Consider the following 25,297-nt stretch of genomic DNA (forward strand, 5'->3'; position numbering starts at 1 on the left):
TCCCGCAGCACCTTCACCACACACAGGAGTACGCCCATGGCAGCACCGCAACCCACCACCCGGCCCGGCGCGGTGGTCGCCGTGCTGGCCTTCGCCGGAACCACCGCCGCGATCATGCAGACGCTGGTCACCCCGCTCATCGCGGAACTGCCCCGCATCCTCTCCACGTCGACCTCCGACGCGACGTGGGTGATCACGGTGACGCTGCTGGTCTCCGCGGTCTGCGTGCCGGTCGTCGGCCGCCTCGGCGACCTGCTGGGCAAGCGCCGCATGCTGCTGGCCTGTTCGGTGCCGCTGATGGCCGGTTCCGTGGTCTGCGCGCTCGCCTCGTCGGTGGTGCCGATGATCATCGGCCGCGGCTTGCAGGGCATGGGGATGGGCATGGTGCCGCTCGGCATCGCCCTGCTGCGCGACGTGGTGCCCAAGGAGCGGCTCAGCTCCTCGATCGCCCTGGTCAGCGCGTCCATGGGGATCGGCGGCGGGCTGGGCCTGCCGCTGTCCGCGGCGGTCGCGCAGTACGCGAACTGGCGGGTGCTGTTCTGGGGTTCCGCCGGCCTGGCCGCGGTGATCGCCGTGCTGGTCTGGTTCCTCGTCCCGAGCGTCCCGGCGACGGCCAAGGGGCAGCGGTTCGACGCGGTCGGCGCGGTGGGACTGGGCGCGGGCCTGGTCTGCCTGCTCCTCGCCGTCTCCAAGGGGGCCGAGTGGGGCTGGGGTTCGGCCACCACGCTGGGCCTCTTCGCGGCCTCCGCGCTGGCCCTGCTGGCCTGGGGCGCGTGGGAGCTGCGGACCACCGACCCCCTGGTCGATCTGCGCACGACGGCCCGGCCGCGCGTGCTGCTCACCAACGTCGCCTCGGTCTTCGTCGGTTTCGCGATGTACGCGAGCATGCTGGTGATGCCGCAGCTGCTCCAGTTCCCCGAGGCCACCGGGTACGGCCTGGGGCAGTCGATCCTCGCCGCGGGCCTGTGGATGGCCCCCGGCGGCATCATGATGATGCTGGTCTCGCCGTACGGCGGGAAGCTCACCAACGCCCGTGGCCCCAAGTTCACGCTGATCTCCGGTGTCCTCGTGATCGCCGCCGGTTACGGGATCTCGGTGGCCCTGATGGGCTCCGCGTGGGGCATCATGCTCGCCATCATGGTGATCAACTGCGGTGTGGGGCTCGCCTACGGCTCGATGCCCGCTCTCATCATGAGTTCCGTGCCGCTCACCGAGACCGCTGCGGCCAACAGCTTCAACACCCTGATGCGTTCGCTCGGCACTTCGGTCGGGGCCGCGGTGATGGGCGTGGTTCTCTCCCAGATGACGGTGGAACTGGGCGGTGTCAGTGTGACCTCCGAGAGCGGATTCCGTACCGGACTGCTGATCGGCTGCGGGATCGCACTCGTTTCCGCGATCGTCGCGACCGCCATTCCGGCAGCACGCCGCGCCCTCCGGGAGGAGTCGGCACCGGAAGCGGAGAAGTCCCCCGCCCAAGTGTGAGACGAGCCCCCTTCCGGTAAATCCGCGGAACAAGGGAAAGACCTGGTGGCCGACGGTCCTCGTGACCGTGCCCACCAGGTCTTTCGGCTTTTCCGGGCCACCGGCCCGTCGACCCGGCGAGGCACCCGCACATCCGTCCGCGTCGATTACCGGCCGAATGAGCGAAGCTCTCACGCCTGTCCGCACCTCGAATACGTCACCGCCTCCACGGAATCACCGCACAACCTCACGGACGCCGCACCGAATCGCTTCCGAAGGACGGAAGAAGGGCCAGGCCGACGCGCTCTCTACCCATCCCTGGGATTATCCATGTGCCCATCCGGAGCCTTTCCCGTGAATGGCCGGGAAGAGATCCAAGGAGTTAAGTCAACTGATTGAATCGGGGTCTTGTCCGCACCGATGAGGAGGCCCCCCGTGACGCGTTCCGCCGACACTCCGCCCTTGAGCTACCCCCTCACCTCGAAAGCGGCCCTGGAGCCGCCCGCCGAGTGGGCCGACCTGCGGGAGCGCTGCCCGGTCGCCCGCATCACGCTGCCCAGCGGGGACGAGGCCGCGCTGCTCACCCGCTACGACGACGTCAAGAAGGCGCTCTCCGACCCCCGGCTGAGCCGGGAGGGACTGGCCTCGCCGGACGCGGCGCGCGTCGCGGCCGGGGACACCGCCGGCATCTTCGCCAGCCCGATGGCACTGGCCCTCAACGACGAGGGGCACGAGCGGTGGCGGCGCATGGTGGGCCGGTGGTTCACCGCGCGGCGGATGTCCGCGCTGCGGCCCGGCATGGAGGAGCTGGCCGGCGAACTGATCGGCCGGATGCGGGAGCACGGCAGCCCCGCCGACCTCGTCACCCACCTCGCCTTCCCCCTCCCCGTCCTGGTGATCTGCTCCATGCTGGGCGTGCCGGAGAGCGACCGGGACGCCTTCAAGGCGTGGTCCGACACCTTCCTGAACACGACGCGTTACACCAAGGCCGAGACCGAGGCCGCCCACCGCGACTTCGCCGCATACATGAGCGGCCTGGTCGACGCCAAGCGCACGGCGCCCGGCGACGATCTGCTGAGCCATCTGCTGGCCGGGGCCGACACCGAGGGCGAGCCGATGTCCGAGGCGGGGCTGGTGGCCACCGGGCAGGCCCTGCTGCTGGCCGGGCACGAGACCACGGCCGGGTTCATCGCGATGATGACGGCCCATCTGCTCTCCGACCGCACCCGCTGGGAGCGCCTGGTGGCCGACCCTTCGCTGGTCCGCCGCTCCGTCGAGGAACTGCTGCGCTTCGACCCGAACGGCGGCGGCTTCGGCATGCTCCGCTACGTCCACGAGGACACCGATTTCTCCGGCGGCACCGTCCCCCAGGGCGCCACCGTGGTGTGCAGCATGGCCGCCGCCAACCGGGACGAGCGCGCCTGGCAGGACGCGGACCTCATGGACCTCGACCGCTCCCCCAACCCGCACCTGACCTTCGGCGCCGGGCCGCACTCCTGCCTGGGGCAGCCGCTGGCCCGCACGGAGTTGCAGGCGGTCCTCACCGTGATGCTGCGGGAACTGCCCACCCTCGACCTCGCCGTAGACCCCCGGGAGCTGCGTCGCCACGAGGGGCTGCTCACCAGCCCGCTGCGCGAACTCCCGGTGACCTGGTGACCGACACCGCCGGCCCCGCGCGGTCCGGGCGGGGCGCCGGGACCCGCGAGGCCATCATGACGGCCGCCGAGCGGCTCTACGCCGAGCACGGACTGTCCTCCGTCTCCAACCGGCAGATCAGCGAGGCGGCCGGGCAGGGCAACGTCTCCGCCGTCGCGTACCACTTCAGCGGCCGGGACGGGCTGGTCCAGGCGATCACGAACCACCACGGGGCCCGCGTCGACCAGCTCCGCGAGCGGCACCTGGAACGGCTCCCCGCCGACGCCGGCCTGCGGGCCTGGGTCGACGCCCTGGTACGCCCGGTACCGGAGTACCTGGGCTCGCTCGGCACCCCCTCCTGGCAGGCGCGCTTCACCGTGCAGGTCATGACCGATCCCCGCACGCGCGCCCTGGCCACCGGCGAGGCACTGGTCCGGCCCCACCTGCGGCACACCCTGGACGGCCTGGGCCGGCGACTGGAGGCGCTGCCCGCGCCGGTGCGGGCCGAACGCGGCGACATGGCCCGCCATCTGATCACCCACACCTGCGCGGAGCGCGAGCGGGCAATCGCCGAGGGCACGGCCCCGCTGCACCCCTCCTGGGACTCGCTGGCGGACGCCCTGTCCGACGCGCTCACCGGCCTGCTCGCCGCTCCCGTGACCACCCCCCTCACCGATCGGAAGGACACTGATGAAGATCACCGTTGACGAGGAGAAGTGCTGCGGCGCCGGCCAGTGCGTGCTGATCGCGCCCGAGGTCTTCGACCAGCGGGACGAGGACGGCATCGTCGTCCTCCTGGACGCCGCGCCCCCGGCCGAACAGCACGACGCCGTCCGGGAGTCGGCCGAGGTGTGCCCGGCGGCGGCGATCCAGGTGACGGAGGACGCGTGAGCCAGCCGGGCAGTGTCCTGGTGGTGGGCGCCTCCGCCGCCGGGCTCGCCACGGCCGAGGCGTTGCGCCGCAAGGGCTACCGGGGCCCCCTGACCCTGCTGGGCGAGGAGCCGCATCCACCGTACGACCGCCCGCCGCTCTCCAAGCAGGTGCTGGCAGGGAGCTGGGAGCCGGAGCGGGCGCGGCTGCGCGACCCCGCGCGGCTGACCGCGCTGGATGTGCGGCTGCTGCTCGGCGAGGCCGCCGTCCGTCTGGACGCGGGGGCCCGCACGGTCGTCACGTCCACCGGGCGCACGCTCACCGCCGACGCCCTCGTCCTCGCCACCGGCGCCCGGCCGCGCACGCTTCCCGGCCAGCGCGGGCTGCGCCGCACCCACGTCCTGCGCACCCTGGACGACGCGGTGCGGCTGCGCGGCGCGGTGGCCGGGGCCGCGCGGGTGGTGGTCGCGGGCAACGGAGTCCTCGGCGCCGAGGTGGCCGCCACGGTGAGCCGCCTGGGCCCGGAGGTCACCCTGGCCGGGGCTCACGAGGCCCCCATGGCAGGCGTGCTGGGCACCAGGATCGCCGGACACCTCGCCCGCCTCCACACCCGACGGGGCGTACACCTCGTCGGCGGCACCCGCGTCACCGGCCTGGCGCAGGCCGGGGGTGCGGTCACCGGGGTCCGGACCGCCGCGGGACAGACGCTCCCCGCCGACCTGGTGGTGGTGGCCGTCGGCTGCGTGCCCGGGACCGACTGGCTCGCCGGCAGCGGCCTGGAACTGGCGGACGGCGTGGTGTGCGACAGCCGCTGCCGCGCGGCGGAGGGTGTGTACGCCGTCGGCGACGTGGCCCGCGTGCGGATCGGCGACGCAGACGGGGCGCCACGGCTGGAGAACCGCACCAACGCCACCGAGCAGGCCGGGGCGGTGGCCGCGAACATCCTCGGCCAGGACGTCCCGTACGCGCCGGTGCCGTACTTCTGGACCGACCAGTACGACGCGAAGATCCAGGTCCACGGGTGGCCCTCGCCCGACGACGACGTGACCGTCGCCGCGGGCGCCGAGGAGGACGACCGCTTCGTCGCCCGCTACACCCGGGGCGGCCGTACCACCGCCGTCCTCGGCTGGAACATGGCCCGGCAGGCCCGCCTGCTGCGCCAGGAGCTGACCGGGGCGAAGCCTCGTGCCGGCGCCGTCCCCGTCCCGTAGCGCGCCCGGAACCTGACGCGCCCCTTCCCCACTCTGGAGCCCGCATGGCCCTCTCCTCCTCGGCCGGCCCGACCGCCTCGGACCTTCCCGACTTCCCCGCACCGCGCTCCGCCGTGTGCCCCTTCGACCCGTCGCCCGAGCTGCGGAGCCTCGCCGACGACGGCCCGGTGCGCCAGGTGCGTTCCTGGGGCGGCAGCACCCCGTGGGTGGTGACCGGCCACGCCGAGCAGAAGGCGCTGCTCGGCGACGCCCGGCTCAGCGCCGACTTCGCCGCGCCGGGCTTCCCCAGCCCCGTACCGCACAGCGGCGGCGGCACCGACCTGAGCTTCGTCGGGCTGGACGATCCGGAACACGCCCGGCTGCGGCGCATGGTCAGCGGCGCCTTCACCGTCAAACGGGTGGAGGCGATGCGCCCCCGGGTACGGGCGATGACGGACGCCTTCCTCGACGACCTGCTCGCCGGGCCCCGCCCGGCCGACCTGGTCCAGGCCCTGGCGCTGCCCCTGCCGTCGCTGGTCATCTCCGAACTGCTCGGCGTCCCGTACGAGGACCACGCCTTCTTCCAGCGCAACAGCAAGCAGATCGTCTCCGCCACCGCGACGCGGGAGGAACGGCAGACCGCCCACGCCAACCTGGCCGGCTACCTGCGGGAGCTGGTGGAGGCCCGACTCGCCCGGCCCTCGGACGACCTGCTGTCCCGCCTCGGTGACCGGATCAGAGCCGGGGAACTCACCCACGACCAGGCGGTCGCCATGGGGGTCCTGCTACTGCTCGGCGGCCACGAGACGACCGCCAACATGATCTCGCTCGGCACCCTGCTGCTCCTGCGCCACCCCGACCAGCTGGCGCTCCTGCGGGACACGGACGACCCGAAGGTGGTGAGCGGCGCCGTCGAGGAGCTGCTGCGCTACCTCTCCGTGGTCCACCTGGGCCGCCGTCGGACCGCTGTCACCGACATCGAGGTGGCGGGCCGCACCATCCGGGCCGGCGAGGGCGTGATCCTCCTCGGCGAACTGGCCAACCGCGACCCGGCCGCCTTCCCCGACCCGGACCGCCTCGACCTGACCCGCGCCGCCCGCCACCACCAGGCGTTCGGCGCGGGCACGCACCACTGCGTCGGCCAGCCGCTCGCGCGTCTGGAACTCCAGGTCGTCCTGCCCGCGCTGTTCCGGCGGATTCCCACCCTGCGCCCGGCCGTGGAGCTGGACCGGATTCCGTTCAAGTACGACGCGGTGATCTACGGACTGCACGAGCTGCCCGTCACCTGGTGACCGGGGACGTGGCCCGGCCCCCGCGCGGCTCACCCCGGCCTGGCCTCGGCGGGGCGCCGACCGCTTCAGTTCAGCCGCTCCTGCCAGTCCCCCGGCACCGCACCGGCCGGCCCGGGTACGGGCTGGTCGGCCGGGTGGGAGGCGGGCGGGGCGAGCTGCGGGCCCTCGGAGAACTGCTGGGTCTCGTTGTTGTAGAACCAGTCCTCGCCCGGTTCGTAGCTGGTGATGAAGGGGTGGCCGGCTGTCTGGGAGTGCCTGGTGCCGTGTTGGGAGGGCGAGGAGTCGCAGCAGCCGATGTTCCCGCAGGCGGCGCAGCGCCGCAGGTGGAACCACCAGCCGGGGCCGTCCCCCGCCAGGCAGTCGGCGCAGCCCGGGCCGCTCGGGGTGGCGGCGGGGTCGATGCCGGGGATCGCTCGGTCAGCCATCGGTACGCTCCTCGCTCGGTCGGCGCCGGGCGGCGGGCCGCGCGGCGGCGGGGCGGGCGCCCTTACTCCAGGCTGCGCCCGGCCGGGGGCCGACGCCAGCGGGGAGGGGCGGCGACCGGGCCCGGGTGGTGAGGACGCGTCAGCTGCGGTGCTCCGGGTTGGGCGCGTCGAAGCGGCAGCCGGCGTCCCACTCGGGGCGCTGGTTGCCGTACGTGGGGATGCCGCCGGCCCGCTTGAGGAGGGCGGCGAGGTGCATGAGGTTCCAGGCCGCGAAGGTGGTGTTCCGGTTGGTGAAGTCGTTCTCGGGACCGCCCGACCCCGGTTCGAGGTAGCTGGGCCCCGGGCCCGCCTCGCCGATCCAGCCCGCGTCGGCCTGCGGCGGGATGGCGAAGCCGATGTGCTGGAGGCTGTAGAGGATGTTCATGGCGCAGTGCTTGAGGCCGTCCTCGTTGCCGGTGATCAGGCAGCCGCCGACCCGCCCGTAGTAGGCGGACTGGCCTGCGTCGTTGAGTTCGGCCGAGTTGGAGTAGAGCCGTTCGACGGTGTGCCTCATGACGGAGCTGTTGTCGCCGAGCCAGATCGGGCCGCAGAGCACCAGGATGTCGGCGGCCATCACCTTGGCGTGCAGCTCGGGCCAGGCGTCGGTGGCCGCGCCGTGCTCGGTCATGTCGGGCTGGACTCCGACGGCGAGGTCCCAGTCGACGGGGCGGATCACCTCCGTGCGGACGCCGCCCGCGCGCATCACCGCGGTGCTGCGCTCGATCAGCCCTTCGGTGTTGCTGGTCTCCGGTGACGGTTTCAGGGTGCAGTTGAGGTAGAGGGCGCTGAGCTCCTCGTAGCGGGGCGGGTTGCCGGACGGCATGGGCGGGGTCCCTTCGCAGCGGCTGGTGGCACGAGCCTGGAACACCGGAGTGCGGGCGGCCACCACAGCGCGGCGAACGCGGTACGCGGCCGGCTGCCCCCGGACGCGGACGCGTCGGGTGGGAACCGGAACGGGGCGCGGTGCCCGCGGCCGTCCGGGGCGCGTGCCGTACGGGAGGCACCCCGATGGACCTGCTGCCCGCGCCGCACCGGCTCCTCCGGATCGCCGGGAGGCTGCGGCCGGCGTCGGGCGCGACGGCGGGTGGGGAACGTCCCCTTGCACCTGGACGGGGCGGCTCGCGCCTGGCGCCGCCGCCTACGGCGACGCGCGGCGCGTCACCGGCCCCGGCGGTGAACACCGGTCAGCGCAGGACACCGGCCTCCCGGGCGGCGCCGAGCCAGAGCGGGAACTCCGAGAGCAGCCGGTCGTACAGCTCCGGGTCGGCGACCTGGTCGACGTCGTCCACGGCGAAGAAGCCGACGTTGTCGACGGTGCGGCCGGGCAGCGTGTCGAAGTACTCCAGGACGCCGTAGTGCGAGCGGCCCAGACCCACGAACTGCCAGAAGACCGGTTCGTCGGCGGCGGCGCGCAGTTCGCGCTCGATCTCCTTGCTGCGGTAGACGCCGCCGTCGGAGAAGAAGAGCACCAGCGTGGGCAGCGGGACGGGGTGGTCGCGGACATAGGCGCGGACGTCCGCGATGACCTTCTGCTCCTCGTTCTGGATGCCGACGGTACGCATGTCGACCTGGCCGTCGGCCTGGGGTTTGGGGCGCTTCTTGCGGCCTATCACGCCGAGCTGGCCGACCCGTACGTGCAGCCGCAGCCACGCGGGCAGCTCGCCGGTGTGCAGGTCGGGGAGGCGGGCGGGCCGGGAGGCGAAGGTCCACGCCTGCATGGTGCCGTCGTCGTCGAGCAGCGCGGCGACGGCCGCCATCCGTTCGGCGACCCGGGCGACGGTGCCCTTGGTGTACAGGCCGCTCATCGAACCGGAGGCGTCCAGGACCAGGATGACCCGGGCAGTGACCCCGGTGAGGCCGCCCTTGCGCAGGCTCGTCGCGACCTGCTGCTTGCGCAGCGAGAGGCGTTCGCCCATGTCGGCCGGGAGGAGTTCCTCGCCTCCGGTCCGCCGCCGGACGGCCGGCGCGGGCGGGGCCGGGCGGGGAGCCGGGCCGGGCCTCGGGGTACGGGCGGCGGGGCGCGCCGGGGCCGGGGTGAGGCCGAAGTCGGCGGCGAGGCCGGCGAAGCCGTGGTCGTAGCCCTGGCCGACCGCGCGGAACCGCCAGTGCCCGTCGCGGCGGTAGAGCTCCCCGGCGACCAGGGCGGTCTCGCTGCGCGGAGCCATGTCGAAGTGGGCCAGCACGGTGTCCGGGCCGGCCTCGACCAGGCGCAGCCGCAGCCCCGTCACCCGGCCGAGGGAGCCGGAGCCGGTCCAGGCGCAGAGCGCGATGCGGCCGGTGGACGCGGCGAGCGCCGCCAGGTCGACCTCGACGGCCTCTCCGCCGTCGGGCAGGGCGAGGTGGCGCACGGCGTCCCCGGGGGCGCCGGGCTGGTCGCGGGCGACGAGGTCGGCGCCGGAGCGGACCCGCCCGGCGCCGGTCAGCAGCAGCGCGGCGGCGCTCACCGCGGGGCCGTCGGCACGGCCGAGTTCGAGCCTGACCCGGTCCGCGTCGACCGGCAGGTTGGCGCCCATGCTCATCGTCCTCACGGCGCCAGTCTGCCAGGGCGCCGCCCGGTGGCCGCCGGTCGGTGCGGCCGGGCGGAAGCGGACGACACGCCGCCGGTCTTCCGGTCCCCCGGGCCCGAGGAGGGCGACGATGCTGAGCGTCAGGGCAACGGAACCGGTACCGGCACGGGCGAGGGACGGCGCGGTGGACGCGGAGATCGTCATCGTCGGCGCGGGTGCCGCCGGCCTCTCCCTCGCCCACCACCTGTGCACGCCGCCGCCGGGCGCGCGCCGCCCGTCCGTGGTGCTGGTGGAGCCGCCGCCCGGCCCGCCGCGCCCCGCCGTGCGGACCTGGTGCCACTGGGGGCCCGCCGAGGGCCCGTACGACGCGGTGCTCAGCGCCTCCTGGGAGCGGCTGCGGGTGCGCGACCGCGCGGGCCGGGAGGCCGGGGGCGTACCGCGCGGGCTGCGTTACAAGATGCTGCGCTCCGACGTGTTCGAGGGGTTCGTCCTCGGCGAGCTGGCCGGCCGGCCCGGGTTCGTCCGGGAGACGGCCACCGTCACCCGGGTCACGGGCGGGCCCGGCGGGCCGGTGGTCGACGGGTGGGACGCGCGGGGCCGGCCGTACCGGCGCCCTGCGCGGTGGGTGTTCGACTCGCGCCCGCTGCCCGCGCTGCCCCCGGCCCGGACCACGCTGCTCCAGCACTTCCGCGGTTGGTTCGTGCGTACCGCCGAGCCGCGCTTCGACGCCGGGTGCGCGGACCTGATGGACTTCCGCACCCCGCAGCCCGCGCACGGCCTCTCCTTCGGCTACGTGCTGCCGACCGGCCCGCGCGAGGCGCTGGTGGAGTACACGGAGTTCTCCCGGGCCCCGCTGGACGAGGCCGGGTACCAGGCGGCACTGGGCGACTACACCGAAAGGGTGCTGGGGCTCGGGGCGTTCGAGGTGACCGGGAGCGAGCAGGGCGTCATCCCGATGAGCGACGCGCGCTTCCCCCGTACCTCCGCGCCGGGCGTCTTCCGCGTCGGCACGGCGGGCGGTGCCACCCGGCCCTCGACCGGCTACACCTTCGCGGCCGTGCAGCGGCAGGCCCGCCAGGTCGCGGACCGGTACCGGCGGGGGCTGGCGCCGGTACCGCCGGCCCCCCACTCGCGCCGGTCGCGGGCGATGGACGCGGTGCTGCTGCGCGCCCTGGACCGGGGCCGGGTCGACGGCGCCGCGTTCTTCGCCCGGCTCTTCGCGGCGCTGCCCACGGAACGGGTGCTGGCCTTCCTCGACGGCGGCACCGGTCTCCTCCAGGACCTGGGGATCGGCCGTCACGTGCCCTGGGGGCCGATGACCCGCACCGCCCTCGAACTGCCCTTCCTGCGCCGCCGGCCGGCGGTCGCCCCGCCCCACCGAGGAGAGTCATGACCACGCGTTCCGCCCGCCGCGACGTGCCCCGCCGGGGCCGCGACCGCCGGGCCGAGTCCCTGCCTGCGCCGCCGGGCCGTCCCTGGTTCGGGGCGAACGCGCCCCGGGTCGCGGTGATCGGCGGCGGGATCGCAGGGCTCGCCGCCGCCACCGGGCTCGCCGAACGCGGGGTCCGCGTCACGCTGCTGGAGCGCGGGGAGCAGCTCGGCGGGCGGCTCGCGGGGTGGGCCGACACCCTGTCCGACGGGTCGCCGGTGACGATGAGCCGGGGCTTCCACGCCTTCTTCCGGCAGTACTACAACCTGCGGGGGCTGCTGCGTAGGGCCGACCCGTCCCTCGGCATGCTGCGCGGCCTGCCCGACTACCCGCTGCTGGGCCGCGACGGCACCCGCGACAGCTTCCGCCGGGTACCGCGCACCCCGCCGTGGAGTGCCCTCGGCTTCGCCGCGCTCAGTCCGAGCTTCGGCGTGCGGGACCTGGCCGGGCTGGACGCGTCGGCCGCGCTGCCGCTCCTCGACGTACGGGTGCCCGAGGTGTACGCCCGGCTGGACGCGATGAGCGCCGCCGCCTTCCTGGACCGGGTGGGATTCCCCGAACGGGCCCGGCACCTGGCGTTCGAGGTGTTCTCCCGGAGCTTCTTCGCCGACCCGGCCGAACTCTCCGCCGCCGAGCTGGCGCTGATGTTCCACATCTACTTCCTCGGCTCCTCCGAGGGCCTGCTCTTCGACGTCCCCGACGAGCCCTACCCGCAGGCTCTCTGGGACCCGCTGGCCGCCTACCTCACCCGGCTCGGCGCCGAGTTGCGCACCGGCGTGGAGGTGGAGCGGGTGCAGCCGGCGGGCGGCGGGCGGCTGCGGGTGAGCGCCGGGCGGGAGACCGTGCCGGTCGACGCGGTGGTGCTGGCGCTGGACACCGGCGGACTGCGCCGCCTGGCCGCCGCCTCGCCGGACCTGGCCGACGCCCGCTGGCGCCGACGGGTGGCTCGGCTGGAGACCGCTCCCCCGTTCCTGGTCAGCCGCCTGTGGCTGGACCGCCCCGTCGCCGCCGACCGCCCCGGCTTCCTCGGCACCAGCGGGTACGGGCCGCTGGACAACGTCAGCGTGCTGGAACGCTGGGAGGGCGAGGCGGCGCGCCGGGCGGCCCGCACCGGCGGCTCGGTGGTGGAACTGCACGCGTACGCCCTCGCCCACGGCTGCGACCGCAAGGCTGAACAGGTCCGTCTCACCGAGGAGTTGGCGCGGGTCTACCCGGAGACCCGGGACGCGCTGGTGGTGGACAGGCGTGACCTCTGGTTCGAGGACTGTCCGCACTTCCCGGTCGGCGGCTACGCGTCGCGGCCCACTGTCGGCACCCCGGACCCGTCGGTGGTCGTCGCGGGCGACCTGGTCCGCACCGGCCTGCCCGTCGCCCTGATGGAACGCGCCGCGACCTCCGGCTTCCTCGCCTCCAACGCGCTGCTCCAGCGGTGGGGCGTGCGCGGCCAGCACCTGTGGACGGTGCCGGACCGGGGCCGCTCGGCGCTGCTGCGCGCACTGGCGCGGCTCGGGGAGGAGTAGAACGCCTACCTCCGGCACCGCCGGGAGCGGCGCCGAGGCGGCTGACCGGCCCCCGTTCTGCCGGCACCACGGCTGCGGCCGCAGCCCGTAGCGCCCGTACGCCCGTGGCCGACCGCTCAGTGCGGTGCGGTGGGTGGCTCGTGGACGAAGGGCCGGCTTCCGGCGAGATCCGGGACCGGCCCTTCGTCCTCCCCGGGCCCGGCCGAGGAACGGGACGGTGGTCAGCGGAGCTTGTTCGCGCCGCCGTCGGCCATCACCGTCTGGCCCGTCATGTACTGGGCGTCGTCGCCGGCCAGGAAGGCGACGATGGGGGCGACATCGCGGTCCGGGTCGCCGAAGCGCCCCAGCGGCACCTTGGCCGCGGACTGCGCGTACTGCTCGGGGCGGGCCTCGGCCCACTTGGCGACGCCCGCGGTCAGGGCCATCGGGCAGACGACGTTGACGCGGATGTTGTGGGGCGCCCATTCGTTGGCCACGACGCGGCTGAGGCCGCGGATGGCCTCCTTGGCCGCCGCGTAGGACGCCTGGTTGGGCTGGCCGTCGAGGCCGGCTCCGGAGCCGAAGTTGATGACCGAGGCGTTGCCGGACTTCCGCAGCTCCGGGAAGGCGGCGAGCATGAAGTTGCGGGTGGCGTACAGACCGGTGTTCATCGCGAGGTCCCAGTCGTCGTCCGTCTGCTCCTCGAAGGGCTTCTGCCGGGAGACGCTCGCGTTGTTCACCAGGACGTCGAGCTTGCCGAAGTGTTCGACGGCGGTGGCGACCGCCTGGTCGGCGACGGAACGGTCCGAGACGTCGCCGCGCAGGAAGACCACGGCGTCCCCCAGTTCGCGGGCGAGTTCCCGCCCCGCCTCCTCCTGGAGGTCTACGATGACGACCCGGGCGCCGCGCGCCACGAAGGTCCTGGTGATGGCGGCCCCGATCCCGGATGCTCCTCCGGTGATCACGGCTGACTTCTCCTGCAGGCTGAGGCAACTCATGTGTGCTTCCTGACGTGTTCGTGGGGCCGCGAGACGCGTGGGTTCGCCACGCCCTCTCCTAGAATGAATTCTAGTTCGCGCCTCACCGCCCGGCGTCCCCCTCCTCCCCGGCGGGTCGTGCGGCCTTCGGCACCGTCCCCGCCGGCCCGAGGCGAGGCGGCGCGCGGGCTTGCTCCCGGTGCGGGGGGCTGGCAGGGCGGACTCAGTCCGCCCCGGGGGCGCCGGAGCCCGGAAACCGCCCCGCCGCCCGCAGCGCCCAGCGCCGTTCGGCGTAGGCGAGGTCGTCGCGCCACAGGCGGGCGGCGGTGGCGCGCATGAGGGGGCGCAGGAGGGGGGCGGCGAGGCGGGCCGCGGTGAAGCCGGGGCGGTCGGAGGCGGCGATGACGGCCTCCACGACGGCGGTGCGGGGGCGGCCCGCGGCGTCGGGGGCGAGCGGTGTCGCATGGGTCTCCACCACCGAGCCGACGCCCTCGCCCCGGGTGATGCGCATGACGACCGTACGGGGTTCGGGCGCGGTGAAGACGGCCTGGACGGGAACGACGGCGCGGCCCGCCACCTTGAAGGACACCTCGACGGTGAACCCGTCGTCGGGGGCCTCGGCGCCGGAGCCGGGCGCCTCCAGGACGCGCAGGTCCACGAAGGAGTACGGGTGGAGCCAGGCCCCGTGCCAGGGATCGAGGCGGTTGGCGACGAGGTCCTCGGGCTCGCACCGGCCGACGGCGGTGTAGACGGCGTCGACGGCGGTGCGGGGGTCGGGGCGCACCGGGAGCACCGGGCGCTCCAGCGGAACCTCGCCGCCGAGCGCGTCGAGCCGCACCCACAGGAGTACCCCGTCGTCGTGGGCGGGGAAGGGGTGCCAGCCGGCGACCGGGGCGCCGTCCAGGGGCAGTCCGTGCCAGCGGCAGACGAGGGTGCCGCACCGTACGGGGCTGAGGCGCAACGGTGCCCCGAGGTGCGGGCAGGCGCCGGGGCCCGCGACGAGGGTGCCGTCGGCGGTGCGCCAGGCCACCACCTCGACACCGGCGACGGTACGGCCGAGGGGGCGCTGGCTGCCTTCGGGCAGGTCGCGGGAGGCGCCGACGACGTACCAGTTGCCGCTGGGAGCGGCCTGGGCGCGGGCGAGCGCGGCGGCGATGAGCGGGGGCCGGGCCTCGCGCCAGGTGGGGCGCATCCGGTCCCAGGGGACGGGGTGGCGGCGCAGGCGGACCGGGACGGGGTTCCTGCGGGCGGTGCTCACGCCGGTACCTCCCGGGCACGTTCCCGGCGGTGGCGGCGCCGGGCGGCTGCGAGGCGGGCGAGTCCGTCGGCGGCCACGGCGGCGCGGCGCCGGCGGGGCACCGCGGCCCTGCGGTGGACGGCGGCGTAGCCGTCGGCGGCGACGGCGTCGAGGATGGAGCCGTAGAGGATGTGGGCGGTGCGGATGCAGGGCCGGGCGACGGGGTCGAGCAGGGCGATGCCGGGGGCGGCCCGGTGGTAGATCTCGCGGGTGACGGCGGCGGCCTCGCGCAGGGCGCGGGTGATGCGCGGGTCGTGGTGACCGGTGGTGCGGCTCCAGCGGAGCAGTTCGCGGTCGACTCCGTGGGCGGCGAGGAGGTCGGCGGGCAGGTAGATCCGGCCCCGGTCGAGGTCCTCACCGACGTCGCGCAGGAAGTTGGTGAGCTGGAAGGCGACGCCGAGGTCGGCGGCGTAGGAGGCGGCCTCCTCGCGGGGGACGACGGTGCCGAGCACGGGCAGCATCTGGAGGCCGATGACGGCGGCGGAGCCGTACGTGTAGCGGCTCAGTGCGGCGAGGTCGGGATAGTCGGTGACGGTGAGGTCGCTGCGCATCGAGGCCATGAAGTCGCGGAAGTGCCGGTGGTCGATGGCGTAGCGGCGGACGGTGTCGGCGAGGGCGCGCACCACCGGCTCCTGGCTGGTGCCCTCGCGCAGGCCCTCGGCGAGCCGTCGGCCGAGGTCGTCGAGGGCGGCGGCCCGCTGCTCGGTGGTGGCCGGGGTGCCGAGGTCGTCCACGATGTCGTCGGCGTGGCGGGCGAAGCCGTAGAGGCTGTGCACGGCCGGGCGCCGTTCGAGAGGGAGCAGCCGGGTGGCGAGGAAGTACGTCCTGCCGTGGCGGGCGTTGAGGGCGCGGCAGGTGCGGTAGGCGGCGCGCAGGGCGGGGTCGGTGATCCGGGCTGCGTCGAGTTCGCGGGTGCTCACGCGGTGCCTCTGGTGCTCGCGGCGGCGGGAGCGGGGCGGCGCGGCCGGGCGGGGCCGCCGGGGAGTCCGGTGACGCGGGCGGCGGCGAGCCTGCCGGAGATCAGGACGGTGGGGACACCGACACCCGGGGTGGTGCCGCAGCCCGCCAGGACCGCGTTGGCGGTGCCGCGCACCAGGTTGCGGGGGCGGAAGGGACCGGTCTGGGCGAAGGTGTGGGCGGCGGAGAAGGGGCTGCCCGCGGCGTGTCCCCGGGCGGCCCAGTCGGCGGGGGTGACCAGGGCCTCGGCCTCGATGGCGGCGCCGATGCCGGGCAGGCCGCGGTCCTCCAGGACGCGCAGGAGGTGGTCGCGGTAGCCGGGGGCGAGCGCGGTCCACTCCTGGGTGCCGGGACCGATGTCGGTGTTGGGGCAGGGGGCGAGGACGTAGTGCAGGTGGCGTCCTGCGGGGGCGAGGGAGGGGTCGGTGGCGGTGGGCCGGGTGATGAGCAGGGAGGGGTCGCTCATCGGGCGGCCGTGGCGGGTGAGTTCGTCGAAGGTGGTGTGCCAGGCGCGGCCGAAGGAGAGTGTGTGGTGGCCGAGTCCGGGCCAGGTGCGGTCGGTTCCGGCGTGCAGGAGCACGGCCGACGGGGAGTGGCGCAGCGGGACGGCGCGGCGCGGGGCGCGGCCGAGCAGGCGGTAGGCGGTGGGCAGGTCGGGGGTGAGGACGACGGCGTCGCAGGGGATGCGGGCGCGGTCGGTGCGGACGGCGGTGATCCGCTCACCGGTGCGTTCCAGGGCCTGGACGGTGTGGCCGTAGTGGATCTCGGCGCCCGCCGCGGTGGCGGCCTCGGCCATGGCGCGGGGCAGCGCGTGCATGCCGCCGCTCGGGAAGTGGACGCCGGCCATGGTGTCCATGTAGGCGATCACGGCGTAGGCGGCGAGCGCGCGGGCCGGGGGGACGCCCGCGTAGAGCGCCTGGAAGGTGAAGACGCGGCGCAGCCGTTCGTCGCGGATGAAGCGGCCGACCTGGGCGTCCATCCGGCCGAAGCCGCCGATCGCCGCGAGGCGGGCGAGGTCGGGGGTGAGCAGGGCGAGCGGCGAGTCGAAGTTGGTGTCGATGAAGCGGCGCATCTGGAGCGTGTACAGCTTCTCCAGCCAGGTGCGCAGCCTGCGGTACCCGGCCGCCTCGCGGCCGGAGGCGAAGCGGCGGATCTCCTGCTCCATCGGCTCGGGCCGGGTGTGGACGTCGAGGCGGCTGCCGTCGGCGAAGCGGGCGCGGTAGGCGGGGTGCAGTTCGGTGAGGTGGAGGTGGTCGGCCAGGCGCGCGCCGACGGCGGCGAACGCCTCCTCGACCAGGTGCGGCATGGTCAGGACGGTCGGCCCGGTGTCGGCCAGGTAGCCGCCGAGGTCGGCGCGTCCGGCGCGGCCGCCGGGCAGGGCGTCGCGTTCGACGAGGGTCACGCGACGCTCGGCGCCGAGCAGGTGCAGGGCGGCCGACAGGCCCGCGAGCCCGGCACCGACGACGACTACGTGGTCAGTGGGGCCGTTCAGTGTCCGCATGCCCTGCCTCTCGGTCGGGGTGGTGGGGCGCGGGGCCCGGCTGAGGGGTGGTCCCGGCGGCGAGCCGGAGCAGGCCGCGCAGCCGCTCCCGCGCCACCGGGTCGAGCGGCAGGGCGTCCAGGCGGGCCAAGGCCCGGCAGGTCATCCGGTCGATCCGTTCCTCGACGGTGGCGCGGGCGCCGGTGGACACCAGAACCTCGCGAACGGCGTCGAGGCGGGCCGGGGTCAGGCCGGGGTCGCCGAGCGCCGATTCGAGGACCGCCACCTCGGCGAGGCGTCCCCGCGCGGTGGCCCGGGCGTGGGCGAGGGCGACGAGGAGGGTGGGTTTGCCTTCGCGGATGTCGTCCCCGGCCGGTTTCCCGGTGCGGTCCGGGTCACCGAAGACGCCCAGCAGGTCGTCGCGGAGCTGGAAGGCGAGCCCGGCGGGGGCGCCGGCCTCGGCGAGGCGCCGGGTGAGTCCGGGCTCGGCCCCGGCGAGGACCGCGCCGAGTTCCAGCGGCCGTGAGGCGGAGTACTGGGCGCTCTTGAGCCGGGCGGTGCGCAGTGCGAGCAGGGCCGAGCGGTCGGCGGTGACCTGGCCGTACAGGTCGAGGTACTGGCCCGCGACCATCTCGCCGCGCATCACCCGCCATACCGCGCGCACCCCGCGCCGTACGGGGCCGGGCAGTTCGGTCTCGGCGAGGGTGTCCTCCGCCCAGGCCAGGGCCAGGTCTCCGGCGAGCACCGCCGCCGCTCCCGCGAAGAGACCGTTGCTCGACGCCCCGTACTGGCCGGCGAGGGAGACGTGCAGGGCGGGGCGGCCCCGGCGCAGCCGCGAGCCGTCCATCACGTCGTCGTGGACGAGCGCGCAGGTCTGGAGCAGTTCCACGGCGGCACCCACCCGGAGCGCGGCCCGCGCCCGGTCGCCGTCCGGCGGGACGCAGGCCCGCAACGCCCACCACAGCAGGGCGGGCCGCAGCCGGCGCCCGCCGAGCGCGGTGAACCGCGCGATCCGCTCCGCGATGTCCCGCCCGGAGAGGGGGTCGATGGCGCGTGCCTCGCGCAGGCGCTCGGCGAGGAGGGCGTGCAGCACGGCGCCCACGGTGCCGTTGATGTCGCGGTCGGCGGCGGTGACCTGGGGGTCTTCGGTGCGGCCCACTGCGGTCCTCTCCTCCGGCTCGCCGTGTGCTCCCACGGCGTCCGGCCGGGTGGCCGGGCCTCGGGGGACGCGGAGGGCGGCGGTGGTCCCGCCGTCCGGTGGTGATCAATGCCCTGTCCCGGCGGGAGCGGGCGGCGGGCCCCTCCATCGGGGGAGCCGGGGAGCGGGAACGACGCCCGTCCGGCGCAACGGCGGAAGTCCGGCGCCCGCCCCGGGCGGCCGGGGCTGCCGCCCTCTTCCGCCCTCCCGCTCAGCCTCGCCCCGCCCACTCCAGCAGTTCCTCGGCCGTCCAGGTCGTGATGACGTCCTCCGCGGGGACGCCGCACTTCTCGGCCCGGGCGCAGCCCAGGCGCTGCCAGGTGAGCTGGCCGGGGGCGTGGGCGTCGGTGTCGATGGCGAAGAGGGTGCCGGCGTCGCGGGCGGCGCGGATCAGGCGCAGCGGGGGGTCGAGGCGTTCGGGGCGGCTGTTGATCTCGACGGCGGTGCCGGACTCGGCGCAGGCGGCGAAGACGGCGTCGGCGTCGAAGGCGGACTCGGGGCGGGTACGGCCGGTGACGAGGCGGCCGGTGCAGTGGCCGAGGACGTCGGTGCGGGGGTCGCTGACGGCGGCGAGCAGGCGCCGGGTCATGGCCGGCGCGTCCATCCGGAGCTTGGAGTGGACGGAGGCGACGACCAGGTCGAGACGGTCCAGCAGTTCCGGTTCCTGGTCGAGGGTGCCGTCGTCGAGGATGTCGCACTCGATGCCGGTGAGCAGGCGGAAGGGGGCCCATCGCTCGTTGAGGGCGGCGACCGTGTCGAGTTGTCGGCGCAGCCGGTCGGCGGAGAGGCCGTGGGCGACGGTGAGGCGGGGCGAGTGGTCGGTGAGGACGGCCCACTCGTGGCCGAGCGCGCGGGCGGCGAGGCCCATCTCCTCGACGGAGCTGCCGCCGTCGGACCAGTCGGAGTGCAGGTGGCAGTCGCCACGCAGCGCGGCGTACAGGGCCTCTCCGCCCTCGGCGAGGGGCGCCTCGGCGGCCTCCTCCTCCAGGGCTTCGAGGTAGGCGGGGGTGGAGCCGTCGAGGGCCTCGCGGATGACCTTGGCGGTCTTCGGGCCGATCCCCTTGAGCTTCTCCAGCGTGCCGTCGGCCGCCCGGTCGCGGATCTCGTCCGGTCCGTGCTCGCGCAGGACGGCGGCGGCGGTGCGGAAGGCGCGGACCCGGTAGGTGGGTTCCCGGGCGCGCTCCAGGAGGAAGGCGATCCGGTCCAGAGCGCGCTCCGGGTCCACGGCGACTCCCTCCGGTACGGGGCTGCTCCCCAGCGTCTCGCGGGGCGGCCGGCGGCGCATCCGGCACCGGAGCGCTCACGCCGCCGGCGCCGGGGCGCGGTGTGCACGGCCCCCCGTTCGGCCGCGTTCGGCCCGCGTGCGGGCGCCCCGCTGCCGAGGATGGTGAGCGGTGCGGACGCCGCCGGGCGGCCCCGACAGCGTGGGGCCGCCCCGGACGATGCCGTCCGGGCCGCCGCAGCCACCGTCCCGGGAGCCACCCTGATGAGCGCACCGTCCCCGTACTCCAGCCCCCCGCCCGAGCCGCAGGCCGTCCTCACCCCGATCACGGAGAGCGCCATCTTCCTGGTGCTGACCATCGACCCGGGCGGGGAGGGGGCGGTGTACGACCTCCTCCAGGACGTGTCGGCGCTGCGCCGCTCCGTGGGCTTCCGGGTGCCGGACGCCGGCCTGACCTGCGTGACGGGGATCGGCTCGGACGCCTGGGGGCGCCTGTTCAGCGGGCCGCGCCCGGCCGGACTCCATCCCTTCAAGGAACTGCGCGGGCCGCGCCACACCGCCCCGTCCACCCCGGGTGACGTGCTGTTCCACATCCGCGCGCACCGGGCCGACCTCTGCTTCGAGCTGGCCGCCCGGCTGACGGACAGGCTGCACGGTGCCGTGACCGTCGTGGACGAGGTGCACGGCTTCAAGTACTTCGACGAGCGCGACCTGCTCGGGTTCGTCGACGGCACCGAGAACCCGGAGGGCAACGCCGCGCTCACCGCGGTGGTGGTCGGCGACGAGGACCCGGAGTTCCAGGGCGGCAGCCATGTCGTCGTACAGAAGTACCTGCACGAACTGGGCACCTGGAACGCGCTGCCCGTCGAGGAGCAGGAGCGGGTGATCGGCCGCACCAAGCTGGAGGACATCGAGCTGTCCGACGAGGTGAAGCCGGCCGACTCGCACGTCGCGCTGAACACCGTCACCGAGCCGGACGGGACGGAGCGGCAGATCAGGCGGCTCAACATGCCGTTCGGCACGCTCGGCGAGAAGACGTTCGGCACCTACTTCATCGGCTACTGCGCCGACATCGCCGTCACCGAGCAGATGCTGCGGAACATGTTCCTGGGCACCGACGAGGCCCGGCACGACCGCATCCTGGACTTCTCCACCGCGGTCACCGGCTCCCAGTACTTCGTGCCGCAGGACGGCTTCCTGGACGATCCGCCGCCCGCGCCCGGGACGGCCGCCGCCACCGAGGCCCCGGCCCCGGAGCAGGACGAGTCCGAGGCACCGGCGGGTGGGACGGCGCCCGCTTCGGCCTGATCCCGGTCGGCCGCCACGCGCCGACGCCCCAGCGGGTGGGACGGTGCCCGCAGGCCCGCCGGCCGGCACTTCGCTGCGGATCGGCAGCCTCACCCCCCACAGGACGTCACGAACAACCTGCACCGCGACCTCGCGCCGGTCTCCGCCGCTGCCTGGGCCGAGAGCGAGGACGAGGTGCGCCGCACCTTCGTGGAGCACCAGGCGGGCCGGCGCGTGGTGGACGACGACGGGCCCACGGGTCCTGACCGGGCCGCCGTGACCACGGGCCTGCGCCACCCGTGGGGCGGCACCCGGGATGCGGCCTTCGTGCCGTTCGGCTTGGATGGCCGTGGTGCTCGCCGCGCCCCCGGCGGCCGGGGCCGCCGGACGGGTCCCGCAGTCGCACCGGATCGGAGCCTTCCATGACCCCGCCCTCGGACAACGTCCTCTTCTTCACCTTCACCGACCCCAGCGCCGCCTACCGCGCCTTCTCCGAGATCAAGACCGTGCCCGAGGTCACCCGGGCGGCCATCGTCGAGCGCGGCACGGACGGCGTGCTGTCCGTGCCGGAGGACTACGAACCGGGGGCCGGGACGGCGACCCTGACCGGCGGCGCCATCGGCGCGCTGGTCGGCATCCTCGGCGGCCCGATCGGGGTGCTCTTCGGGTGGGGTCTGGGCGCCCTGGTCGGGGCGACCGCCGACACGGAGGACGCCGAGAACACCCACGACGCGCTGACGGTGCTCAGCAAGAACGTCGACGACGGCAGCAACCTGCTGATGGTGGAGGCCCCCGGCTACTCCCCCGCAGCCGCCGACGATCTCGCCGGACGGCTCGGCGGCACGGTCGTGGCCGTCCCCGTGGAGCAGGTGCAGGAGGAGGTCGCATCCGCGCGAAGGGCGGCCGAGGAAGCCGTCCGCCGGGCCCGCCACGAGCACCGCAAGCAGCGCCGCCGCGAGTTCAGGGAGAAGATGGACACCCTGTTCGGCCGGGGTATCCCGGCCTGACCGGAAGCTGCGAAGAGCCGCTCGGCACCCGCCGGGCGGCTCTTCGCAGCTTCCGGTCAGCTGTGCGAGTGGGGTACCGTGAGCCGCAGCGAAGGGGAGTAGTCCCGCAACACCGCCGGTCGACATACTGGCCGTCCGCCACCGCGGACAGCCCGGCCGCCGGGCCGCTCGCGCCGTGACCGGCGGGCGGTGGACGAGACCTTCGGCCAAGGCATGAAGCCGTGCCCGCAGCAGAGCGGGTGCGGTCCGTCGTGCCGGGCCGAGCGGTCCTCCCGTCGCTGGTCCTGCGGGACCTCACGGGGACGATCCGAGGCCCGGCCCCGTACAGAAAGCCCCCGGAATGAGCCTCGACCCCCTGGCGCTCGTCACCGCCTTCGGGCTGATCTTCCTCGCCGAGCTGCCGGACAAGACGATGTTCGCGTCGTTGGCCATGGGCACCCGGATGCGCCCGCTCTACGTCTGGTTCGGCACCTCCACCGCCTTCCTGGTCCATGTGGCCATCGCGGTCGGCGCGGGCAGCCTCATCGGGCTGCTGCCCGACTGGATCGTTCGGCTCGTCTCCGCCGTGCTCTTCGCCTTCGGCGCCTTCATGCTGCTGCGCGGCGGGGGCGACGACGAGGACGAGGAGGGCGCCGCGAAGCCCGTCACCGGCTTCTGGCCCGTCTACGCCACGGCGTTCATGGCCGTCTTCATCAGCGAGTGGGGCGACCTGACCCAGATCACCACCGCCAACCTGGCGGCCACCAACGGCACCCTGTCCACCGCGATCGGCGCCGCGGCGGCCCTCATGTCGGTGTCGGCGCTGGCGCTGCTGGCCGGGCGGTTCATCGCCCAGCGCGTCCCGCTCAAGACCGTCCAGCGGATCGGCGGGCTCTGCATGGCGGGGCTGGCGATCTGGTCCCTGGTGGAGGCGATCGGCGCGTTCACCTCCTGACCCCGCCCGCCCGGGCCCGCGCGTCCCCCGCCTCCGCCGGACGGCGGGGGACGGGGGACGCCGCGTCTCACGCCTTGCGGGCCACGCCGCCGTAGGCGTCGACCGCGGCGGCCTCGGCCGCCGGGTCCTCTTCCGGACGCCAGTCGGTGACCCGGACGACGCCGGGCTCCGCCAGTTCGAGCCCGTCGAAGAGACCGGCGACCTCCTCGACGCTCCGCACGTGGTACGGGACGGCGCCGCTCTCGGTGTACGCCTTGGAGGCCGCGATCATCCCCTCGCTGGTCGCGGTGCTGTCACTGATCACGAGGTGGCTGCCGGACGGCAGACCCGCCATCAGCCGGCGGACCAGCTCCCGGGCCTGGTCCATGTCCGCGACGTGCCCGAGGGTGTTGAGGATCATCAGCGCGACCGGCCGGCTCAGGTCGAGCGTGGACTCGGCGGCCTGGAGGATCTCCTCCGGCCGGTAGAGGTCGGCGTCGAGGTAGGCCGTCCTCCCCTCCGGCGTACTGGTGAGCAGCGCGCGGGCGTGGGCGAGCACCAGCGGGTCGCTGTCGACGTACACGATCCGCGAGTCCGGGGCGTACCGCTGCGCGACCTGGTGGGTGTTGTCTGCGGTGGGCAGCCCCGTACCGATGTCGAGGAACTGGCGTATGCCCTGGTCGACGGTGAGATACCGGACCGCCCGGCCGAGGAAGTGGCGGCTGGTGACGGCCACGTCGACCAGGCCGGGGAAGATCTCCTTGATCTGGTCACCCGTCCGCCGGTCGATCTCGTAGTGGTCCTTGCCACCCACGAAGTAGTTCCAGAACCGGGCGGAGTGCGGCTTGCTCGTGTCGATCCGCGCGCGGACGTCGTCGGCGGTGGCGAGCGGGGCGTCGTTCCTTGACAAGGGTCCTCCTGAGCTCGAACGGTTCCTCGACCTGGCACAAACCTAGTCCACTCGGCCTCGCGTGAGCTTCGCCGGGACGATCAACTTCCCGGTACGTCAGGGGATCTGACAGCTTTTCTGGGGCGCGGACCCAGCGGGCTGGGCCGAACGCCGGTTTCCCGCGCCGGGCCCCTTCGACAGCGAGGCGGGGCGTCTCCGCCTCGCTTCCGGCGAACGGAGCGGCACTGCCCTTCAGGGCGACGGCGGTCAGTTCCCCGTCGATGACCCGCTCGCGCTCCGCGCATCATCGGATCGTCAGGACGAGACGTGTCGAGCGGAACACCCTTCGGTAGGGAGCTCCTTCCAGGCGCGGCGTACGTTCCCCGGCCCGGCACTCCCGTCCGGCCCCGGAACCGAGGTCGATCATTGCCACGCCGGACCCGGCCTCCCAGGCCCTTTCCGCGATCTCGTCGCCACCAGCACTCGGATCGCAGAAGGCGTCCTTGCCCGCACTGCCGTCCGGGCGCCGAGGGACCCCCAGCCGGGCGGCCCGCCGAATGCGCCGACGAGAGCGGCGCTCCCCCGCCTCCTCACTCAGTCCCGGGTGCGCGCCGCCTGAACCGCGCGTACGCGCAGCACCAGAGCACCCGGCGCGACAACCCCTACCAACCCCAACACGGCGCTGTACGAAGCCATCTGAACCATCACCTCGCAGGGAACGAGCGTGTCGAGGTCCACACCGTACGGTTCCAGCCGCCGCGACAGCACCGACAGGAAGACCCCCAGTACGGCACCAGCGGCGAGAACGCCGCCGCCCACGACCATCACCGATTCCCAGAAGAGCATGCGCAGCAGTTGTGCCCCGGTGGCGCCCGCCATGCGGAGTACGGCGAACTCTCTGCGTCGTTGCCGGGTGGCCAGGAGCAGGGTGTTGAGGATGCCGAGGGCCGAGAAGACGATCAGCGGCACCATCAGTACGCGTGTGCCCACTTCGTTGCGCCGCTGTCGCTCGCGCAGCTCGGTGGTGGAGACGTCGCTGTTCCCCGCGTTCCTGACCTCGGCCTTCGCGGCCCTGGCCGGCGCTTCCCCGGCCTTCGCCGCCGGCCCCTCGCCCACCCGTGTCGGCGCGCTCGCGGCCGTCTGGCTCCTGGCGATCGCGTCCGATGCCGCGCCATTGCTCAGCAGCATCGCGCTGAGCCCGACCGCGATGAGTACGGGGCCTGTCATGGCGGCCACCCGGCGCACGGCGCGCACGCTGGTCACGGCCGCCAGGCGCCCTGAGTAGCGGGAGAGCAGCAGTCCGGGCAGTGCGGCCGGCGCGACCAGTAGGCGCACCAGAAGCGGAGTCAGCAGCCAGGCCGAGATGAGCAGGAACAGTGCCAGTCCCATCGCGCCGTTGACGTTCTGTCCTGCTTCGGTCTCAAGCTCGTAGCGTTTCCAGACGGCCCCGGCGAGGGCCAGGGTGAGTGCTGCCGCGGCCAGGCGTCCGGGTGGCATGGCACGATGTTCGATCTCCGCTTCGCGCAGCCCGGAGAGCGGAGACAGGCGGGCCGGCCGGTACACCGCTGTGAGCGCGGCGAGCACGGCGACCGTTACGGTGCTCAGCACGCCGATGGCGAAGCCCTGCGGGGAGAATGCCGCTTCGGGGCCGGGTGGGAAGACCTTGTTGGCGATGAGCCAGTGCAGGGCGGGCCGGGCGAACGCGCTGCCGACGGCTCCCCCG

Annotated in this window: 22 protein-coding genes and 1 pseudogene; 12 read left to right on the top strand and 11 right to left on the bottom strand. The window is 74.6% G+C overall.

Annotated features, from left to right (window positions below; all coding sequences use genetic code 11):
* Positions 1-36: 36 nt before the first annotated feature.
* From ACSLIC_RS00825 to ACSLIC_RS00850, 6 genes are all read left to right on the top strand, one after another.
* Positions 37-1,482, top strand: a complete 1,446-nt coding sequence (locus ACSLIC_RS00825; protein WP_436735739.1) for an MFS transporter — start codon at positions 37-39, stop codon at positions 1,480-1,482.
* A 414-nt stretch (positions 1,483-1,896) separates the two neighbouring features.
* Positions 1,897-3,117, top strand: coding sequence for a cytochrome P450 (locus ACSLIC_RS00830; protein WP_436735740.1), 1,221 nt, complete (start codon positions 1,897-1,899; stop codon positions 3,115-3,117).
* Between the two features lie 56 nt (positions 3,118-3,173).
* The gene (locus ACSLIC_RS00835; protein WP_436740234.1) at positions 3,174-3,803 is read left to right on the top strand and encodes a TetR/AcrR family transcriptional regulator; all 630 of its coding nucleotides are present in this window, start codon (positions 3,174-3,176) and stop codon (positions 3,801-3,803) included.
* Positions 3,787-3,987 (top strand): ferredoxin, encoded by a 201-nt coding sequence (locus ACSLIC_RS00840; RefSeq protein ID WP_436735741.1) that lies wholly within the window; start codon positions 3,787-3,789, stop codon positions 3,985-3,987. Before ACSLIC_RS00835 ends, ACSLIC_RS00840 begins: the two co-directional genes overlap by 17 nt.
* Positions 3,984-5,177 (top strand): NAD(P)/FAD-dependent oxidoreductase, encoded by a 1,194-nt coding sequence (locus tag ACSLIC_RS00845; protein ID WP_436735742.1) that lies wholly within the window; start codon positions 3,984-3,986, stop codon positions 5,175-5,177. Before ACSLIC_RS00840 ends, ACSLIC_RS00845 begins: the two co-directional genes overlap by 4 nt.
* A gap of 44 nt (positions 5,178-5,221) precedes the next feature.
* The gene (locus ACSLIC_RS00850; protein WP_436735743.1) at positions 5,222-6,448 is read left to right on the top strand and encodes a cytochrome P450; all 1,227 of its coding nucleotides are present in this window, start codon (positions 5,222-5,224) and stop codon (positions 6,446-6,448) included.
* 65 nt (positions 6,449-6,513) lie between these two features.
* Here ACSLIC_RS00850 and ACSLIC_RS00855 read toward each other — a convergent pair whose 3' ends face one another.
* From ACSLIC_RS00855 to ACSLIC_RS00865, 3 genes are all read right to left on the bottom strand, one after another.
* Positions 6,514-6,873 carry a UBP-type zinc finger domain-containing protein gene (locus ACSLIC_RS00855; protein WP_436735744.1) on the bottom strand — a complete coding sequence of 120 codons (360 nt, stop codon included), beginning with the start codon at positions 6,871-6,873 and terminating at the stop codon, positions 6,514-6,516.
* 139 nt (positions 6,874-7,012) lie between these two features.
* Entirely contained in the window at positions 7,013-7,735 is a 723-nt protein-coding gene (locus ACSLIC_RS00860) for a flavodoxin family protein (protein ID WP_436735745.1), read from the bottom strand.
* Between the two features lie 361 nt (positions 7,736-8,096).
* Complete coding sequence (locus ACSLIC_RS00865) at positions 8,097-9,425, bottom strand: vWA domain-containing protein (RefSeq protein WP_436740235.1); 1,329 nt, start codon at positions 9,423-9,425, stop codon at positions 8,097-8,099.
* Positions 9,426-9,603: 178 nt separating this feature from the next.
* Here ACSLIC_RS00865 and ACSLIC_RS00870 point away from each other — a divergent pair, with 178 nt between their 5' ends.
* The gene (locus ACSLIC_RS00870) at positions 9,604-10,812 is read left to right on the top strand and encodes a lycopene cyclase family protein (protein WP_436740236.1); all 1,209 of its coding nucleotides are present in this window, start codon (positions 9,604-9,606) and stop codon (positions 10,810-10,812) included.
* The gene (locus ACSLIC_RS00875; protein ID WP_436735746.1) at positions 10,809-12,368 is read left to right on the top strand and encodes an FAD-dependent oxidoreductase; all 1,560 of its coding nucleotides are present in this window, start codon (positions 10,809-10,811) and stop codon (positions 12,366-12,368) included. The genes ACSLIC_RS00870 and ACSLIC_RS00875 overlap by 4 nt, the downstream gene beginning before the upstream one ends.
* A 221-nt stretch (positions 12,369-12,589) precedes the next feature.
* Here ACSLIC_RS00875 and ACSLIC_RS00880 read toward each other — a convergent pair whose 3' ends face one another.
* From ACSLIC_RS00880 to ACSLIC_RS00905, 6 genes are all read right to left on the bottom strand, one after another.
* Positions 12,590-13,345, bottom strand: a complete 756-nt coding sequence (locus ACSLIC_RS00880; protein ID WP_436735747.1) for an SDR family NAD(P)-dependent oxidoreductase — start codon at positions 13,343-13,345, stop codon at positions 12,590-12,592.
* A 202-nt stretch (positions 13,346-13,547) separates the two neighbouring features.
* On the bottom strand, positions 13,548-14,516 hold the full coding sequence (locus ACSLIC_RS00885; protein WP_436740237.1) for a DUF5914 domain-containing protein: 969 nt from the start codon (positions 14,514-14,516) through the stop codon (positions 13,548-13,550).
* A 62-nt stretch (positions 14,517-14,578) separates the two neighbouring features.
* Positions 14,579-15,541 carry a phytoene/squalene synthase family protein gene (locus ACSLIC_RS00890; RefSeq protein ID WP_436735748.1) on the bottom strand — a complete coding sequence of 321 codons (963 nt, stop codon included), beginning with the start codon at positions 15,539-15,541 and terminating at the stop codon, positions 14,579-14,581.
* Positions 15,538-17,079: a phytoene desaturase family protein gene (crtI, locus tag ACSLIC_RS00895; protein ID WP_436735749.1), complete on the bottom strand. Its 1,542-nt coding sequence runs from the start codon at positions 17,077-17,079 to the stop codon at positions 15,538-15,540. Before crtI ends, ACSLIC_RS00890 begins: the two co-directional genes overlap by 4 nt.
* Positions 17,054-18,253, bottom strand: a complete 1,200-nt coding sequence (locus ACSLIC_RS00900; protein ID WP_436735750.1) for a polyprenyl synthetase family protein — start codon at positions 18,251-18,253, stop codon at positions 17,054-17,056. Before ACSLIC_RS00900 ends, crtI begins: the two co-directional genes overlap by 26 nt.
* 214 nt (positions 18,254-18,467) lie before the next feature.
* Complete coding sequence (locus ACSLIC_RS00905) at positions 18,468-19,481, bottom strand: PHP domain-containing protein (protein WP_436735751.1); 1,014 nt, start codon at positions 19,479-19,481, stop codon at positions 18,468-18,470.
* Between the two features lie 261 nt (positions 19,482-19,742).
* On the opposite strand from ACSLIC_RS00905, the gene ACSLIC_RS00910 reads away from it, so the two are divergent.
* The 4 genes and pseudogenes from ACSLIC_RS00910 to ACSLIC_RS00925 all read left to right on the top strand — a co-directional run bounded on the left by ACSLIC_RS00910 (position 19,743) and on the right by ACSLIC_RS00925 (position 22,706).
* Positions 19,743-20,786 (top strand): Dyp-type peroxidase, encoded by a 1,044-nt coding sequence (locus tag ACSLIC_RS00910; protein WP_436735752.1) that lies wholly within the window; start codon positions 19,743-19,745, stop codon positions 20,784-20,786.
* A gap of 117 nt (positions 20,787-20,903) precedes the next feature.
* Positions 20,904-21,053, top strand: a pseudogene (locus ACSLIC_RS00915) (encapsulin); the annotation flags it as partial.
* A gap of 134 nt (positions 21,054-21,187) precedes the next feature.
* The gene (locus ACSLIC_RS00920; protein WP_436735753.1) at positions 21,188-21,772 is read left to right on the top strand and encodes a histidine kinase; all 585 of its coding nucleotides are present in this window, start codon (positions 21,188-21,190) and stop codon (positions 21,770-21,772) included.
* Positions 21,773-22,112: 340 nt separating this feature from the next.
* Positions 22,113-22,706: a TMEM165/GDT1 family protein gene (locus ACSLIC_RS00925; RefSeq protein ID WP_436735754.1), complete on the top strand. Its 594-nt coding sequence runs from the start codon at positions 22,113-22,115 to the stop codon at positions 22,704-22,706.
* Positions 22,707-22,773: 67 nt separating this feature from the next.
* On the opposite strand, the gene ACSLIC_RS00930 is transcribed toward ACSLIC_RS00925, so the two are convergent.
* Together ACSLIC_RS00930 and ACSLIC_RS00935 are read right to left on the bottom strand one after the other, a co-directional pair.
* Entirely contained in the window at positions 22,774-23,595 is an 822-nt protein-coding gene (locus ACSLIC_RS00930; RefSeq protein ID WP_436735755.1) for an SAM-dependent methyltransferase, read from the bottom strand.
* A gap of 573 nt (positions 23,596-24,168) precedes the next feature.
* Positions 24,169-25,182, bottom strand: coding sequence for an FtsX-like permease family protein (locus tag ACSLIC_RS00935; RefSeq protein WP_436735756.1), 1,014 nt, complete (start codon positions 25,180-25,182; stop codon positions 24,169-24,171).
* Between the last annotated feature and the right edge of the window lie 115 nt (positions 25,183-25,297).

The sequence above is a fragment of the Streptomyces sp. BBFR102 genome (assembly GCF_051397025.1).
GTDB lineage: Bacteria > Actinomycetota > Actinomycetes > Streptomycetales > Streptomycetaceae > Streptomyces.